This window comes from uncultured Rothia sp., assembly GCF_916715725.1.
Classification (GTDB): Bacteria; Actinomycetota; Actinomycetes; order Actinomycetales; family Micrococcaceae; genus Rothia.
Window position 1 is genome coordinate 1 of the sequence record NZ_CAKAPD010000010.1, and the last position, 14853, is coordinate 14853.

The following is a 14853-nucleotide window of genomic DNA, read 5'->3' on the forward strand; positions in this document are numbered from 1 at the left end:
AGAACAATCTACCGGGGCACCGCCCTTTTGAGTTATCAGCTCTGAAATGCTGCGAGCCTTATGCTGCCTGACGCTCCGCGGTCTCCACCACGTTCACCAGCAGCTCCGCGCGGGTCATCGGGCCCACGCCACCGGGGTTCGGGGAAACCCAGGACGCCTTCTCAGCGGCCTCCGGGGAGACATCGCCGAAGAGTTTCTTCTTGCCGGTCTCCGGGTCCTCAGCGCGGGAAACACCAACGTCCAGCAGGATTGCGCCGTCCTTGACCTGGTGAGCCTTCAGCACGTGCGGAACACCCACAGCGGCGACAATAACGTCTGCCTCGCGCAGCACCTCGTCCAGGTTCTCGGTACCGGTGTGCGCCAGGGTTGCGGTTGCGTTCACCTCGCGGCGGGTCAGCAACAGGCCCAGCGGGCGGCCCACGGTAATGCCGCGGCCGAGCACCACAACGTTCTTGCCGTTCCAGTCGATGCCGTGGCGCTTCACCAGCTCAATGACACCGTTGGGGGTGCAAGGAAGCGGGGAATCCAGCGGCTCAGAAACGTTCAGCACGAGCTTGCCGAGGTTGGTCGGGTGCAGGCCGTCAGCGTCCTTCTCGGGGGCGATGCGCTCGAGCACGCGGTTGGTGTCCAGGTGCTTGGGCAGGGGCAGCTGCACAATGTAGCTGGTGCACGCCGGGTCATTGTTCAACTTGTCAATCTCTGCGTCGAGCTCTTCCTGGGTGATGTCACCGGGCAGGTCCACGCGGATGGAGTTAATACCGATCTCTGCGCAGTCGCGGTGCTTAGCGCCCACGTACGAGCGGGATGCCGGGTCGTCACCGACCAGGACGGTACCCAGGCCGGGGGTAATACCCTTAGCCTTGAGCGCCTCGACGCGCTCCTTCAGCTCCGCCTTGATGGCGGCAGCGGTTGCGTTACCGTCTAGAATCTGGGGCATTGTTTTTCCTTCCATAGATTGCGGCGGGTTCGCCGAAACGGATGGTCTGTGTGTTGAGTTCTAGGGTGTGTGCCTAGAGGTGCCACTCCCCCACTACCTCCTTCAACGGATGTAGCGGGTAGAGCCGCAAAAAAGTAAGAGGGCGAAATAACCCCGCCCGCGCATCAGCCACACAGGCGGATGCGCGAACGGGGTTATTCATGGGTCTACCAGTTCTCGCTGCCCTGGTAGAGGGGGTACTTAGCGCACAGTGCCTCAACGCGGGCGCGCAGTGCCGCAATGTCCGGGTTCGGCAGCAGTACGGAAGCGATAATGTCTGCAACCTCGGTGAAGCCCTCGGCGTCGAAGCCGCGGGTCGCCAGCGCGGGGGTACCGATACGCAGACCGGAGGTCACCATCGGCGGGCGCGGGTCGTTCGGCACAGCGTTACGGTTGACGGTAATACCGGCATCGTGCAGCAGGTCTTCTGCTTCCTTGCCGTTGAGGGCGTGGTTGCGCAGGTCAACGAGCACCAGGTGAACGTCGGTACCGCCGGATGCGATCGAAACGCCGGCGTCCTTCACGTCCTGCTGCAGCAGGCGGTTCGCCAGGATCTGTGCGCCCTCAACGGTGCGCTTCTGACGGTCCTTGAACGCGTCAGATGCGGCAACCTTGAATGCGGTAGCCTTCGCAGCAATCACGTGCATGAGCGGGCCGCCCTGCTGGCCGGGGAACACAGCGGAGTCAATCTTCTTCTTCAGTTCCTCGGTGCAGAGGATGAAGCCGGAGCGGGGGCCGCCCAGGGTCTTGTGCACGGTGGAGGACACCACGTGTGCGTGCGGGACGGGGTTCGGGTGCAGACCCGCAGCCACCAGACCAGCGAAGTGAGCCATGTCCACCCACAGGTATGCGCCGATTTCGTCGGCAATCGCGCGGAATGCGGCGAAGTCCAGCTGACGAGGGTATGCGGACCAGCCGGCAATAATCAGCTTGGGACGCTCAGCCAGCGCCAGTTCACGCACCTGATCCATGTCAACGCGGCCGTTCTCATCCACGCTGTACGCAACAACGTTGTACAGCTTGCCGGAGACGTTCAGCTTCATACCGTGGGTCAGGTGGCCACCGTGTGCCAGGGACAGGCCCATGATGGTGTCGCCGGGGTTCAGCAGTGCGTGCATGACGGCGTTGTTCGCCTGCGCGCCGGAGTGGGGCTGAACGTTCGCGTGCTCTGCGCCGAAGAGTTCCTTCACGCGAGAGATAGCGAGGGACTCAACGATGTCGACGAATTCGCAGCCGCCGTAGTAGCGGCGGCCGGGGTAACCCTCAGCGTACTTGTTGGTCAGTACCGAGCCCTGGCTTTCGAGGACGGCACGGGGGACGAAGTTCTCGGATGCAATCATCTCGAGGGTGTTCTGCTGGCGCTTGCGCTCCAGCTCAATGGCTTCTGCAACCTCGGGGTCGAGGTCGGCGAGGGGCATCTCGAGGATCTTCTGCTCGGACATTACGCTCCTGGGAGTGTTTTTGCGTTATCTTCGGTCGCTCATCATCGGGGTTGCCGCGGCGTGCGCCGGGCGGTCTTTAGGAGGCGGCGCGCGCCTCCAGCTGAAAACCCTGAATGAAAAAATATGAGCTACACCTCATAATACCGTAAAGCCCGCTTTCCTTCGAGAAGGAAAACGGGCTTTACAAAGCATCACGATGAAGTTTTACACCGCCACAGTAGGGCGCATAAACCGCCCTTCAGGCTTATCGGCGGCCGTTAAGCGGGTCTACACACCCTACGCCTGACGCAGGATAGCGGAAGCATACTCCAGGTACGCCTCACGAGCGCTCTCCTTCTTACCGCCAGCCACCAGCTGGGTCTGCACCACGTAACCGGTCAGCACCGACAGCACCGCGGCACCGATAACGGTCAGCCACTCTTCAAGCTCCTCTTCGGTGAAGTCCAGCTCAGCGGCACCCCAGGCGCGGTAGCGCTCCAGGGACTGATCGCGCAGGTAGCTCAGCTGCTCAGACACCACGGTCGCCAGCTGCGGCATTGCTACGGCCTCGCCCCAGGTGACGAGCAGGTGACGGCGAATCTTGGGGGTGTCCAGCACCTTCAGGCACCCGAACACGTAGTCCCAGGGCTGTTCGGCGCGGATGCGGTCGAAGGGCGCCATGTCCATGCGGGCTGCCGCCAGGATGATCTCATCCTTAGAGGAGAAGTGGTTATAAATCGCTCCAGCAGACAGGCCGGTGGCCGCAATAATATCGCTCATCGAAGCCTTCTGATAACCGTGCTTGATGAAGCATTCGCGGGCGGTCTCTACAATCTGAGAACGCCTGTTCTTTTTGTATTCTTCGCTGACTTTAGGCACAACCTAATCCTAGCGAACTTTTAGCCAATCCGTGCGCATCCTGGTCGCCGTTGACGCGCCCTCATGCGCAAATCCGGCGCAAAATAGAGCAAAAATTCTATAAATATGAGTGCCCACAATACGGATGCACGGGCACCCGGTATAAAAGCAGGGCACCCCGGGTTTACCCCAGGATGCCCCGCTCACAGCAGGTAGCTCAGCGCGTACTGAGCCCGCTACACATGTTTAGTGGAAGAAGTGGCGGGTACCGGTCAGGTACATGGTCACGCCAGCAGCCTTAGCCGCCTCGATAACTTCCTCGTCGCGGATCGAACCGCCCGGGTGCACGACGGCACGCACGCCGGCGTCCAGCAGAACCTGCAGGCCGTCAGCGAAGGGGAAGAACGCGTCGGATGCGGCAACCGCACCGCGGGCACGCTCGTTACCTTCACCGCCGAGGGTGTTCGCGCGCTCCACCGAAAGCTTGCAGGAGTCCACGCGGTTCACCTGGCCCATGCCGATGCCCACTGCGGCACCGTTATCGGCAAGCAGAATAGCGTTGGACTTGGGCGAACGCAGTGCACGCCAGGCGAACTCGAGGTCGCGCAGGGTTGCCTCGTCAGCTGCCTCACCGGCGACCAGGGTCCAGTTCTTCGGGTCGTCACCCTCAGCCTGCAGGCGGTCAGCCTCCTGGAAGAGTGCGCCACCGGAAATGGGGCGGTACTCGATAGCCTCACGGGCGAAGTTCTCGGGCAGAACCAGCAGGCGCAGGTTCTTCTTCTCGCGCAGGATCTCCAGCGCCTCGGGCTCGAAGCCGGGAGCCACGACAACCTCGGTGAAGATGCCCTTGACGGTCTGAGCCATAGCGGCGGTCACCGGGCGGTTAGCGGCAATCACGCCACCGTATGCGGACAGCGGGTCGCATGCGTGCGCCTTCGCGTGAGCGTCCGCAATCGGGTCAGCCGCGCCGGGGGTTGCCACAGCAATACCGCAGGGGTTGTTGTGCTTGATAACGGCAACAGCTGGCTCGTCGAAGTCGTAAGCGGCACGCAGAGCGGCGTCAGCATCAACGTAGTTGTTGTAGCTCATCGCCTTACCGTGCACCTGCTCCGCCTGAGCAATGCCGGGGGCAGCGGCGGGGTCAACGTACAGGGCAGCACGCTGGTGCGGGTTCTCGCCGTAACGCAGGGTCTCGCTGCGCTCAAAGCCCAGGCCAGCGTACGGGGGCCAGAAGTTAGCGTCCTCATCCTGCAGGAACTGGGATGCGGTCCAGGTAGCCACAGCGGTGTCGTATGCGGCGGTGTGGGCGAATGCGCCAGCAGCAAGGCGGCGGCGCTCGTCCAGGGAGAAGCCACCGTTCTTAGCGGCCTCAACGGTGCGCGCGTAGTCGGCGGGGTCTACAACAATAGCGACGGCGTCGTGGTTCTTCGCGGCAGCGCGAACCATGGAGGGGCCACCAATATCGATCTTCTCGATGATGGCGTCCTGATCGGCGCCGGATGCGACGGTCTCAACGAAGGGGTACAGGTTCACAACCACCAGGTCGAACGCCTCAACGTCCAGCTCTTCAAGGGTGTCGATGTGCTCCTGCTTGCGGCGGTCCGCCAGAATACCGGCGTGGATGCGCGGGTGCAGGGTCTTCACGCGGCCTTCGAGGCACTCGGGGAAACCGGTCACTTCGGTGACCTCGGTGACGGGTACGCCTGCTGCCGCGATGGTGGATGCAGTGGAGCCGGTGGAGACCAGCGCGACGCCAGCCTCGTGCAGGCCGCGGGCGAACTCCTCCAGACCGGTCTTGTCGTAGACGGAAATGAGGGCGCGGCGCAGGGGCACGCGATCGAGCTCAATGAGAGACACAAATACTCCGATGCTTTAGACGTGCGCCGGTTCTCGGCGGCACAGCTGGTGGATGGACGTAGCATGCCCGGATAGGCAGGGCATGTGTGGGGGTATTCCCGCCGCTGTGCGTGACGCTAAGGTGAGCGCGTCGAATGGGCACAACGGAACGTGTGTGGGCGGCGGGGTTTGAGCTCAGCTCATTCCGCCGCGGGAATCTAGTGGGCGGAATTAGCTGTCAGATGCAGTGCCGCGGGATTCAGTGCCGTGGGATTCAGCGAGAGACGCGATGGTCTGCACGAGCAGGCGGCGCTCCTGCACCTTGATGCGTTCGTGCAGGGTCTCTTCGGTATCGCCGTCGAGCACGGGCACGGCGGCCTGCGCCAGGATGGGGCCGGTGTCAACGCCCGCATCCACAAAGTGGACGGTCAGGCCGGTAATCTTCACACCGTGCGCCAGGGCGTCACGCACGCCGTGCGCACCCGGGAAGGAGGGCAGCAGGGCGGGGTGGGTGTTGATAATGCGGTTGCTGAAGCGCTCGACCAGCTGCGCATCCACGATGCGCATGAAGCCGGCGAACACGATGTAATCGGGCTCGTAGGAGGCAATCTTCTCTTCGAGGGCGCGGTTCCAGGAGGGGCGGTCGGCGTAGTCGCCGGGCTGCACCAGGAAGGTGGGTACACCCGCCGCCTGGGCACGTTCAATACCCAGACAGGGCTTGTCGGCGCCAACAGCCGCAATGTCGAGGGGAAGCTCGCCCGCTGCTACAGCGTCGAGGATGGACTGAAGATTCGTTCCGGAGCCGGATACCATAACCACAATTCGCACCCGACTAGTATAACCCGTCTCACACCCTTATCCAAAGGGGTAAGAGGTTCACAACGCACCCAAAGCCCAAAGGTGAGCACAAAGAAACCCCGGCGGGACAAATCCTCACCGGGTTTCACTGGAGTTCATGGGGGTTCATGGGGGTCCACCGGGGTTTGCCGGACGCAAACTCAACAGGTCGCGAACTCAATAGGCCGCATACTCAATAGGTCGCGGGCGCACGGGACGGTACCCTTATAGGTATGTCTACTCCCCCGCAGAACACTCCAAACAACGCACCGAACAACGCACCGCAGCAGCCCACCCCGAACAACGGTGCACCGCAGAACCAGCAGGTTCCGCCGCGAGCGCCGCAGCAGGCACCGCAAAACATGATGCCGCAGCATCGAGGACCTCAGGGTAAGAAGCCGCGCAAGCCCATCGACCCCATCGAACAGCAGAAAGCGAATATTCGCACCTCGCTCATGCTGATTGCTGCCGCGCTGGTGATTTTTGCGGCGTCTTCCTTCGTGCTCTCCACGATGCCGCTTTTCTTGGCGCTCTTCCTCTTCGCGCTCGCCGGCATTACCCTGAGCATTATTGCGATCGTGCGCACCGCGGTCTACCGCGGCCCCTGGTTCTTCTACATTGCCGCGGGCGTCAGCATTATCTACGGTGCGATGACCCTGCTTGGCGGCATCGGTCTTGCCCTCATGCCCGGCGCGCAGGAGTACCGCGAGTGCCGCGCCGCCGCGCTGACCCAGACCGACATGTACACCTGCGACCAGAAGTTCCAGGGCACGATGGACAAGCTCACCGGCACGTCCAGCTCTAGCTCTTCTGCAGCTCGTTAGGGGTTCTGCGCGCTAGTTCTTCTTGCGGGCGTTAGAACCCTGCGCATTAGAGCCCTGGGACTTCGAGGAGCTGACATCCAGCGGGGGCAGTTCCACGGTAGACGCCTCATCGGTCACCAGCGGAAGGATGCCGGTCTGGCTACGAACCTCAAAGATGCGGCTCATCGCCTGATCGGCAGAGAGGACATCCAGCTCGCGATCCACAAAATCACGTTCTAGGTCGTTCTTCTGCTTCTTGCGTGCCGCCTTGGCCGCTTTCTTCGCCTCGCGCTTCTGCGCACGCTCAAGCGCGCGGTCCTGAGCGGAATCCTGCGGGGCGGGTTCAGTGTGGGAACCCTCAGTCGGCTCGGTACCTTGCGCTGCGGCGGGCTGTTCAATACCAAAGCCGAAGTACGCCATAATGCGGCTCGCTCGGCCCTTCGGACGCGGCGCCTGCTCCGCAGGCTCTTCAACAGCGTTCTCACGCTCAGTAGCCACAGGTTCGGCAGTCTCGTAGACGGGCTCCTGAATCAGTTCGCGAGTCTCCTCCTCGGAGGGGTCATGAGCGTACACGGCGGGATCGTAGGTGTTGCGCTCGTACTCGGTGTGCGAGGCAGGCTCAACAGATGCTTCAATGCTCTCGTAATCCTCCGCCTGCGCAGAGTCAACGTGGGCAGAGTCAGCGTGGGCAGAGTGCAGGTAATCGACCTGCTGAACGGCCTCAATCGGCTCGTACTGCTCAGCGGGGCTCTCTTCAGCAGTAGCCTCTTCGGAGGCGGGCTCTTCAGCCACCTCTTCGCGCTCTGCAACAATCTCAGCGAAAGCGTCCGCCGCCGCACGCTGCGCCAGCTGCTCGGTCGCCTCCACGGGGACGGCAACCACCGGCTCCTGCGGATGCACCGGAACATGACCGGTCGCCACCTCAGACACAACAGACTGCTCAGATGCTACAGACAGCTCGGCCTCAACAACGTTCTCGGAAGCCTCCGCGCGTGCCGTCTCTTCCGCCTCGCGCTCAGCTGCTTCACGCTCTGTAGCCTCACGAGCGGCGACTTCCTCAGCCTCACGCTCTGCAGCTTCACGCTCAGCGGCTTCACGTGCGGCCGCTTCCTCAGCCTCACGCTCCATACGCTCCGCACGCTCCTGCGCACGCTGCTCACGACGCTCCGCAAAATGCTCACGGCCCTGTGCAAAACGCTCACGAGTCGAGGCAGTAAAACTCATCAGACGCTCACCCAGGTTCGGGCGCTCATCCGCAAAACGAGGCAGCTCACGGCTGCTATCCGGCACCAGGGCGCGGCTCAGCAACATACCGAAAGTCACGCCGGCACCCACCGTCAACGCGGTATGCGCCGCAAAAGTCAGCGGCTCAGCACCAACCTCCGTAAAACGACCAATACCCAGAGAGCCGTACGAAATCCAGCCCAGCCACAGGGCACCAAACGACGTCATAATACCGGTCATCACGCCCAGCACCACCGCAGAAATCAGCGCAGACAGCGGGCGGAACGGAACCTTCAGAGCAACCCACTCATCCAGGTGATCCTCACCCTCACGCAAGAACCACCAGCCAGCAATCGCACCGGCACCCAGCGGCACCAGCAGGCCTACCAGACCGAACGTGCCCATCGACTCGGGCACAGCACCCAGAATCGGAAGCATCGGCAAAGTACCAACATCACTACTGGTCAAACCAACCGAGGTACCCGCACCAAAGGAGAAACCGGCACCGGTCGACCACGCAATCGCATAAATCACCAGGTTCGGCAAAAAACCCAGCTGTAGCAAAGTCACCGCAGTATCACCCACAGCACCCGCATGCAGCTCCTGGTAGGTGGCAACAATCTGCGACCAACCCGCCAAAATACCGATACCCAAAAGCACCGCACCCAGACCGACCAGCGCCACAAAAGCAACCACCGCAGCACGCACCACAGCCCAAGCGTACGAACCCGCCCAACGCGAATACTGACTCATCTGCGAAATCTGCTCCGCAGTATCAACACCCACCATGCGCGAGAGCGAACGCGCCTCACGGTAGCCACCCCACATCAGACCAGCCACCACAATACCCAAAGGCACCAGGGCAGCATTCAACGCCTGAAGAGGCTGCGGATGCGGGCTCGCCCAACCGTACATCGCCGAACTAATCAGCGCATAAGTCACCGAACCGGACAGCACCGGAATCAAAAACTCACCCTCATACGAGGCACGCGCCAAGCGACGACCCGAACGATAACAGAGCAGCAGAGGCAGAATACTCAAACCCAGCGGCACCAGCGTCATCGTGCCGGCAGAAGCACCAAAAGCAGCCGCAAGATCCAAAGGAACACCGTGAATCAGAAGCCACAGGTGCGCCGACATGGCGGCCACGGAGGAAAACTCCATGTCGCCAAAACCCTTGGTCGCCCACACGGCAGACATCGCCGCAAACACAGCAAGCGCAGAGAACAGGGCAGTAACAATTAGCTCAACAACACCCTGAAGCCACAGAGGCATGGGCATGGAATAACGCGAGATAGGTGAGGTGCTTTTCATCGTCCTTCAATCATGCCACGAATTAACGACGAAACCCGCCTCCGATTAACACTCGAAAGCGGGTTCTCACAACTATTCACACAGGTATTCATCCAGACGCGCACGCGAGGACGCGCATCAGGTGAAGTTTTACTGCTCAGTCCACGGGTTGGAAGCTTCAACACCCCAGGCACGGTACACCTGCGCCTTAGAAGAAATCAGCTCCAAATCATAGGCGCTCGCGCTCGCCGCCATCAGACCCTCCAGGGCGGCGGTAGGCAACGGACCGGCATCATCACGACCCACGGCATGCATGCCGCGCGGCGTCTGACGACCAGCCCACTCGAGGCTCACGCGCGCATCCACATTAATAACGTGGTCGCCAAAGCGCTCAAGAAGTTCGGTAATCCAGCGATCAGTTTCCGGGTAGGGGTACAGGCCCTTCAGCTCGCCAATGCTCAGCACAGAAATGTACATGTGCCGGAACGAGCGGCGGCGCAGAAAAGCGACCACGGCGGGGTCTGGATCCGCCTTGCGGATCTCCGCAAGAACGTCGGAGTCCAGGAGCATACCGGAGAAATTCATACCCCTAATGCTACGCTACGCGCAGACCGGCGTACTCAATAGCGGGGATGCCCTCGGGGTTCGGCAGAAGAAGGAAGTTCAGGAACTCGTCGCGCTTAGAAGAAATGCGGGAGTAATCGTCAATGCTGACTGCGGTGTATCCGCCTCGCGCGGGGACAGCTGCGGCACGCAGGCTTTCCTGGTAGGAGCGGGAGGGGTTCAGAGAGATTGCTGCTTCGGTTGCAGAGCCGTTGTACATGTGACAACCTGCGCCGTGAGTGGCGCGATCCTTTCGCGTTGCTCTTGTCTGTACCAATTACCACCGGTTATTCCGGTGGTGAATACAAACCGCTTCGTCATCCGAGCCACCCGTGAACATGGGGTTGGCGTTCGACCATAGTCGGAGCTTATCAGTCGAAACTCTTGAAGCTGGGTTTAGCTTACAGCATTTTCTCAAGTTAAGTAAAGCGTTTTTTGAAAGAGATTTAGATTATTAGTGTTTTTACTTGTGAGAGCGCTTTAAATGGGGTGAATTTTTGATACTGCGCGGAATATCTTATGTGAATACCGGTGTTTTTATGCGCTAAAAACTCCCCCACCACAAATATAAAATACACCCCAACCCACCGCTCAATAGTCACCCCGGCAACCAGCCCGGCAGTCAGTCCAACAGCCAGCCCGGCAGCCGCCAGCAAATGACCAGCAACAAGGCGCATACCCGCACAATACGCGATAATGAGCTGGTGAGCGCCAACAACCCCTTCCCCGAAATTCCGGTTACCGTACCGCAGATCATTCGCCAGGTCGGCCACCGCACCTACCAGCGCGGCGTCGCCTACCAGCGCAACCGCGAAGTCATCCGCTACAGCTACGACGAAGACGAGCGAACCCTCACCGGGCTCGTCAACGGAAGCACCATCATCCCCTACGAAGTGACCATTCGTTTCTTCCCCGCCGTCAGCGGCTCCGCAACCTTCACCGCCCGCTGCACCTGCCCCGTGCTCACCGACTGCAAGCACGCCGTAGCGCTCATGCTCACCGCGCTCGACCGCGCCTCCGTAGCGAAAAAGGCACTCAGCGAACACCCCAGACCGGTCGGCGTACCCGGTGCCGCGGCAAAGGAGGCGGCAGAGGCAAAGGGACCCGCAGATTCAAAGAGCGCGGACGTTGCGGAGGCGAAGAAGGCCGCCGACCCGCTCGCGGCACTGCGCGCCTCCGGTGCGCTCACCACCGCGGCGAACCTACCCGCACCCAATGCGGAGGCTGCCGAGCCCGAAAACCCCCAGGGAAGCTTTGCGCTCAACGAGCTAGGCGCCTCCCCGGGCCTGCAGGCAGAGGCATCCGCCACCAAAATCTCGGCATGGCGGCGCGACCTCTCCTCCGTTCTTTCCGCACGTCAGGACCTTGCGGGCATTGATTCGATGCGCGTGAGCGGCGCCCTGGATTTCTCGCTAAGCGTCTCCGGATCCTACGCGCGCGGCCGCAATATGCCCGGAGCAACCCCCAGCATTAACCTGCTCGCCCGCCCGCTCATGGCGTCCAAAACCGGACGCTGGATCAAGGGCGGACTCAGCTGGGAAACCTTCGCCTCCAGCGTGGGCGGACCCGTCGGGCGGCACGAAATCTACCCCGAACACGAACGATTCTTCGCCGAACTCTACTCGATTGCCCGCCCCTGGCAGAACATGTACTCCTCGCACCGCGACTGGATCTCGATTAGCGCATCTGCCTCCACTCTGCTCTGGGATGTACTCGCCCGCGCGGAAGATATTGGCCTGCCTCTGCTCGTCAACGGTCGCGAGGTGAACTACGCCGTGCTGAGCCCCGCACAGGTGCGCCTGCACGCCGCCGCCGCAGAAGATACACCCGGAGAAGGCGCCGGCCTGCAGCTTCAAGCCGCGCTCAGCTGGGAAGGACGCGAAGGCGAATTACTGCGCCAGCTCTGGCTGCCCGCCGCGCACTGCCACCCCATCGGCACCCCGCGTACCGGCTTCTTTGCTCTGGGCGGGCTCGCTCAGCAGGAGTATGAGCAGGCGGCAAAGGCAGTGCACTGGAAGACCGTGCGTCCCGGCGCGCTGGATGAAGTGGGCCGCGAATCTTTCGTACACAAGGACGCGCGGGAGGTACCTGCTGAGCCACCTACCCCGACCATCAACCCGGCGCAGGGTGAACGGGTGCGCTACTCCCCCGCCGTACCCGAACTGCCCGAGGGCGTGGAGCTGGCGCTCATTCCCCTGGTTGAGCCGCTCGACGCCGCTTCTGAATCGCTCATTAGCGCCGGAACCGTGCATATTCCCGCCGCGGAACGCGCCACGTTCCAGAAGGAATACCTGCCCGCACTCAGCCGCTCCATTCCTTCGCTGACCCCCGATCCGGCGCTGGCGCTGCCGCGCGTGAAGCCGCCGCATCTGGTGCTTGACATCAGCTTTGACGAGCAGGTACGCCACGACGCGCAGCTGAGCTGGCATTGGGAGTACCCGCTGAGCCCCTTCGCGGAGGACAGTGCAGAGGAGGCGAGCGCACAGAATCCTGCGGCCCTCTCCGATGTGTACTCCCTGCCCGTTTTCGGCTACCCCGGTGAAGAGGGCGGCGAGGTTCGCGATGAGCGTTTTGAGGCGCGCGTACTGCGTTCGGTGCGCGCCATTCTTGCCGCCCACCCGGCGCTTTCCGGGCTGGAAGAGCGCCGCATCGAAGGCTGGGAAACCCGCGAGCTGCTCAGCGCGATTCTGCCGAAACTTCGCCGTGTTTCCGCTGTTCAGGTGCGTTTTAACGGCACCCCGCCACAGTTCGTGGAGGCAACCGACGCGCTCATTGAAATCACCGTGAGCGAGGGCAATTCTCGCGACTGGTTCGGCCTGGGCATTGCGGTGAAGGTCAACAATTGGACCGTGCCGTTCGCACAGATTTTTGAGGCGCTCGACCGCGGGGCGGACCGTATTCTGCTCGGTAACGGCACCTATTTCTCGCTGCGTCGACCCGAGTTTAAGACCCTGCGCACCCTCATTGCGGAGGCTCGCGAACTCGACGATGCGGGCGGTGAGCTGCGCATTAACCGTCACCAGGCGGGGCTGTTCTCTGAGCTGGAGTCGCTGGCGGCGAGCGTGCATACGACCGCACGCTGGGATGCTCAGGTGCGTTCGCTGCTGGAGCTAGTTGAGGGCCTGGAGGATACCGAAGAGAGCACCGAAAAGGGTGCTGAAAAAGCATCTGACAAGGGTGCTCATGGTTCCCCCGCGCCGCAGAAGGCTTCCCGTCGGGTGATTGCTCAGCGCCCGGTACCCGCCGGTCTGCAGGCGACCCTGCGCCCCTACCAGGTGGAGGGTTTCCAGTGGCTGTCGTTCTTGTATGAGCAGCGGCTGGGCGGTATTCTCGCTGACGATATGGGTCTGGGTAAGACCGTGCAGGCTCTCGCCCTGCTCGCCCACGCGATCGAGGAGCATCGTGCCGCCTCCGAGCGTGCTGCCTCCGAACGTACCGCCTCCGAACATACTGCCGGGCGCGGTGAGAGCGTCGAGCCGTTCGCGCCCTTCCTCGTGGTTGCGCCGACCTCCGTAATCGCCAACTGGGCGGCAGAGGCTGAGCGATTCCTACCCGAGGCGAAGGTCGTGACCATCACCGAAACCACCGCCGGTAAGACCCCGCTGGCTGAGCGCATCGCGGGGGCTCACCTGGTGCTGACCAGCTACACGCTGCTGCGCATGGACGAGGACGCGTACACCGACTACGCCCGCACGCTGGGCTGCACCGTTGACGAATCCACGGGCGAACTCTCTGCCCCCGAAGGCTGGGGTGCGCTCCTGCTGGACGAGGCGCAATTCGTCAAAAACACCGGCACCCGCGCCTGGTCCATCGCCCGCGCGATGCCCGCCCGCACCAAGATCGCGATGACCGGCACGCCCATTGAGAACAACCTCATGGAGCTGTGGGCACTGCTAGCAATTGTGGCGGACGGTCTGTTCCCTTCCGCCCGCGCGTTCCGTGACCTGTACGCTCGCCCGGCGGAGTCCGGTGAGGACCCGGCGCACGCCGCGGCGACGGCTGCTCGTCTGCGCCGGCGCATCCGCCCCCTCATGCTGCGCCGCACCAAGGAGCTGGTGGCAGCGGAGCTTCCGGCGAAGAACGATACGCGCGTGAACCTGCCGCTGGCTGCCGGTCACCGCCGCATCTATGACACGCATCTGCAGCGTGAACGCCAGAAGGTGCTGGGTCTGCTGGAGGACATGGACAAGAACCGGTTCACGATCTTCCAGTCGCTGACCCTGCTGCGCCGTCTAGCGCTTGATGCCGCGCTGATTGACCCGGAAGCCTACGCCGGGGTGTCCTCGGTCAAGCGCGACTACCTGGTTCAGCAGTTACCCGACCTACTCGAGAAGGGCCACCGCGTGCTGGTGTTCAGCCAGTTCACCGGCTACCTCAAGAGCATTTCGGCGCGCCTGGCGGAGGAGGGCATCGGTCACCTGTACCTGGATGGTTCGACCCGCAACCGTGCCGAGGTCATCGAAGCGTTCACGAGCGGTCAGGAGCCGGTGTTCCTCATTTCGCTCAAGGCTGGCGGTTTCGGTCTGAACCTGACCGAGGCGGACCACGTGTTCATCATGGATCCGTGGTGGAACCCCGCCGCCGAGCAGCAGGCGGTGGACCGTATTCACCGCATCGGCCAGGACAAGGAGGTGCACGTCTACCGCCTGGTCGCTGAGGGCACGATTGAGGAGAAGGTCATGCAGCTCAAGGAGTCGAAGGCCGCGCTCTTCGATGCGGTGGTCGGTGAGGGCGAGTTCGCCTCCGCGGCGGTGACGGCTGAGGATGTGCGTGAGCTCTTTGCGCCGGCTGTCGAGCGATAGCCGCTCTCCAATCTGAGCGGTAGCCGCCCTCCAGCCTGAGCGGCAGCCTTCGAGTCTGGCGCTATTTCTGGCGCCCGTCATTTTTCGTCACGTGGTTACGCCTCGGGCTAGATTCACGTCCGATTCCGCTGTGGCTCTTCTCAACGGGGGCTCTGAGGCGTAGCCTTGTAGGACTGCTTACGGAGGCGCCGCCTCCCCAT

11 protein-coding genes and 1 riboswitch are annotated in these 14853 nt (G+C 62.3%); of the genes, 2 read left to right on the forward strand and 9 right to left on the reverse strand.

Going from position 1 to position 14853, the window contains the following annotated elements:
* Window positions 1–58 precede the first annotated feature (58 nt).
* The 5 genes from QZ822_RS06525 to purN all read right to left on the reverse strand — a co-directional run bounded on the left by QZ822_RS06525 (window position 59) and on the right by purN (window position 5904).
* Complete coding sequence (locus QZ822_RS06525) at window positions 59–937, reverse strand: bifunctional methylenetetrahydrofolate dehydrogenase/methenyltetrahydrofolate cyclohydrolase (protein ID WP_294603980.1); 879 nt, start codon at window positions 935–937, stop codon at window positions 59–61.
* 206 nt (window positions 938–1143) lie between these two features.
* Window positions 1144–2418: a serine hydroxymethyltransferase gene (gene glyA / locus QZ822_RS06530; RefSeq protein WP_049354978.1), complete on the reverse strand. Its 1275-nt coding sequence runs from the start codon at window positions 2416–2418 to the stop codon at window positions 1144–1146.
* Between the two features lie 276 nt (window positions 2419–2694).
* Window positions 2695–3276, reverse strand: coding sequence for a TetR/AcrR family transcriptional regulator (locus QZ822_RS06535; protein ID WP_005506809.1), 582 nt, complete (start codon window positions 3274–3276; stop codon window positions 2695–2697).
* Window positions 3277–3501: 225 nt separating this feature from the next.
* Window positions 3502–5112 carry a bifunctional phosphoribosylaminoimidazolecarboxamide formyltransferase/IMP cyclohydrolase gene (gene purH / locus QZ822_RS06540; RefSeq protein WP_294643452.1) on the reverse strand — a complete coding sequence of 537 codons (1611 nt, stop codon included), beginning with the start codon at window positions 5110–5112 and terminating at the stop codon, window positions 3502–3504.
* Between the two features lie 210 nt (window positions 5113–5322).
* Window positions 5323–5904 carry a phosphoribosylglycinamide formyltransferase gene (gene purN / locus QZ822_RS06545; RefSeq protein WP_294643534.1) on the reverse strand — a complete coding sequence of 194 codons (582 nt, stop codon included), beginning with the start codon at window positions 5902–5904 and terminating at the stop codon, window positions 5323–5325.
* 257 nt (window positions 5905–6161) lie between these two features.
* On the opposite strand from purN, the gene QZ822_RS06550 reads away from it, so the two are divergent.
* Window positions 6162–6752 carry a 4-hydroxyphenylpyruvate dioxygenase gene (locus QZ822_RS06550; protein ID WP_294643454.1) on the forward strand — a complete coding sequence of 197 codons (591 nt, stop codon included), beginning with the start codon at window positions 6162–6164 and terminating at the stop codon, window positions 6750–6752.
* 12 nt (window positions 6753–6764) lie between these two features.
* On the opposite strand, the gene QZ822_RS06555 is transcribed toward QZ822_RS06550, so the two are convergent.
* The 4 genes from QZ822_RS06555 to QZ822_RS06570 form a co-directional block, all read right to left on the reverse strand.
* Window positions 6765–9269 carry a DUF6350 family protein gene (locus QZ822_RS06555; RefSeq protein WP_294643455.1) on the reverse strand — a complete coding sequence of 835 codons (2505 nt, stop codon included), beginning with the start codon at window positions 9267–9269 and terminating at the stop codon, window positions 6765–6767.
* A gap of 129 nt (window positions 9270–9398) precedes the next feature.
* Window positions 9399–9833, reverse strand: a complete 435-nt coding sequence (locus tag QZ822_RS06560; RefSeq protein ID WP_294643458.1) for a plasmid stabilization protein — start codon at window positions 9831–9833, stop codon at window positions 9399–9401.
* A 10-nt stretch (window positions 9834–9843) separates the two neighbouring features.
* On the reverse strand, window positions 9844–10071 hold the full coding sequence (locus QZ822_RS06565; protein WP_005506796.1) for a hypothetical protein: 228 nt from the start codon (window positions 10069–10071) through the stop codon (window positions 9844–9846).
* Window positions 10072–10106: 35 nt separating this feature from the next.
* Window positions 10107–10241, reverse strand: a riboswitch (SAM riboswitch).
* Window positions 10242–10297: 56 nt separating this feature from the next.
* Window positions 10298–10528 (reverse strand): hypothetical protein, encoded by a 231-nt coding sequence (locus tag QZ822_RS06570; RefSeq protein ID WP_294643459.1) that lies wholly within the window; start codon window positions 10526–10528, stop codon window positions 10298–10300.
* On the opposite strand from QZ822_RS06570, the gene QZ822_RS06575 reads away from it, so the two are divergent.
* On the forward strand, window positions 10508–14653 hold the full coding sequence (locus QZ822_RS06575) for a DEAD/DEAH box helicase (RefSeq protein ID WP_294643461.1): 4146 nt from the start codon (window positions 10508–10510) through the stop codon (window positions 14651–14653). The two genes, QZ822_RS06570 and QZ822_RS06575, sit on opposite strands and share 21 nt — an antisense overlap.
* Window positions 14654–14853: the final 200 nt, after the last annotated feature.

What these genes read in the sequence shown, in the direction of transcription:
- purN (WP_294643534.1), bottom strand. Translation starts at nt 5,904, where the DNA reads ATGGTATCCGGCTCCGGAACGAATCTTCAGTCCATCCTCGACGCTGTA.
- QZ822_RS06550 (WP_294643454.1), top strand. Translation starts at nt 6,162, where the DNA reads ATGTCTACTCCCCCGCAGAACACTCCAAACAACGCACCGAACAACGCA.
- QZ822_RS06560 (WP_294643458.1), bottom strand. Translation starts at nt 9,833, where the DNA reads ATGAATTTCTCCGGTATGCTCCTGGACTCCGACGTTCTTGCGGAGATC.
- glyA (WP_049354978.1), bottom strand. Translation starts at nt 2,418, where the DNA reads ATGTCCGAGCAGAAGATCCTCGAGATGCCCCTCGCCGACCTCGACCCC.
- QZ822_RS06525 (WP_294603980.1), bottom strand. Translation starts at nt 937, where the DNA reads ATGCCCCAGATTCTAGACGGTAACGCAACCGCTGCCGCCATCAAGGCG.
- QZ822_RS06565 (WP_005506796.1), bottom strand. Translation starts at nt 10,071, where the DNA reads ATGTACAACGGCTCTGCAACCGAAGCAGCAATCTCTCTGAACCCCTCC.
- QZ822_RS06570 (WP_294643459.1), bottom strand. Translation starts at nt 10,528, where the DNA reads ATGCGCCTTGTTGCTGGTCATTTGCTGGCGGCTGCCGGGCTGGCTGTT.
- QZ822_RS06555 (WP_294643455.1), bottom strand. Translation starts at nt 9,269, where the DNA reads ATGAAAAGCACCTCACCTATCTCGCGTTATTCCATGCCCATGCCTCTG.
- QZ822_RS06575 (WP_294643461.1), top strand. Translation starts at nt 10,508, where the DNA reads ATGACCAGCAACAAGGCGCATACCCGCACAATACGCGATAATGAGCTG.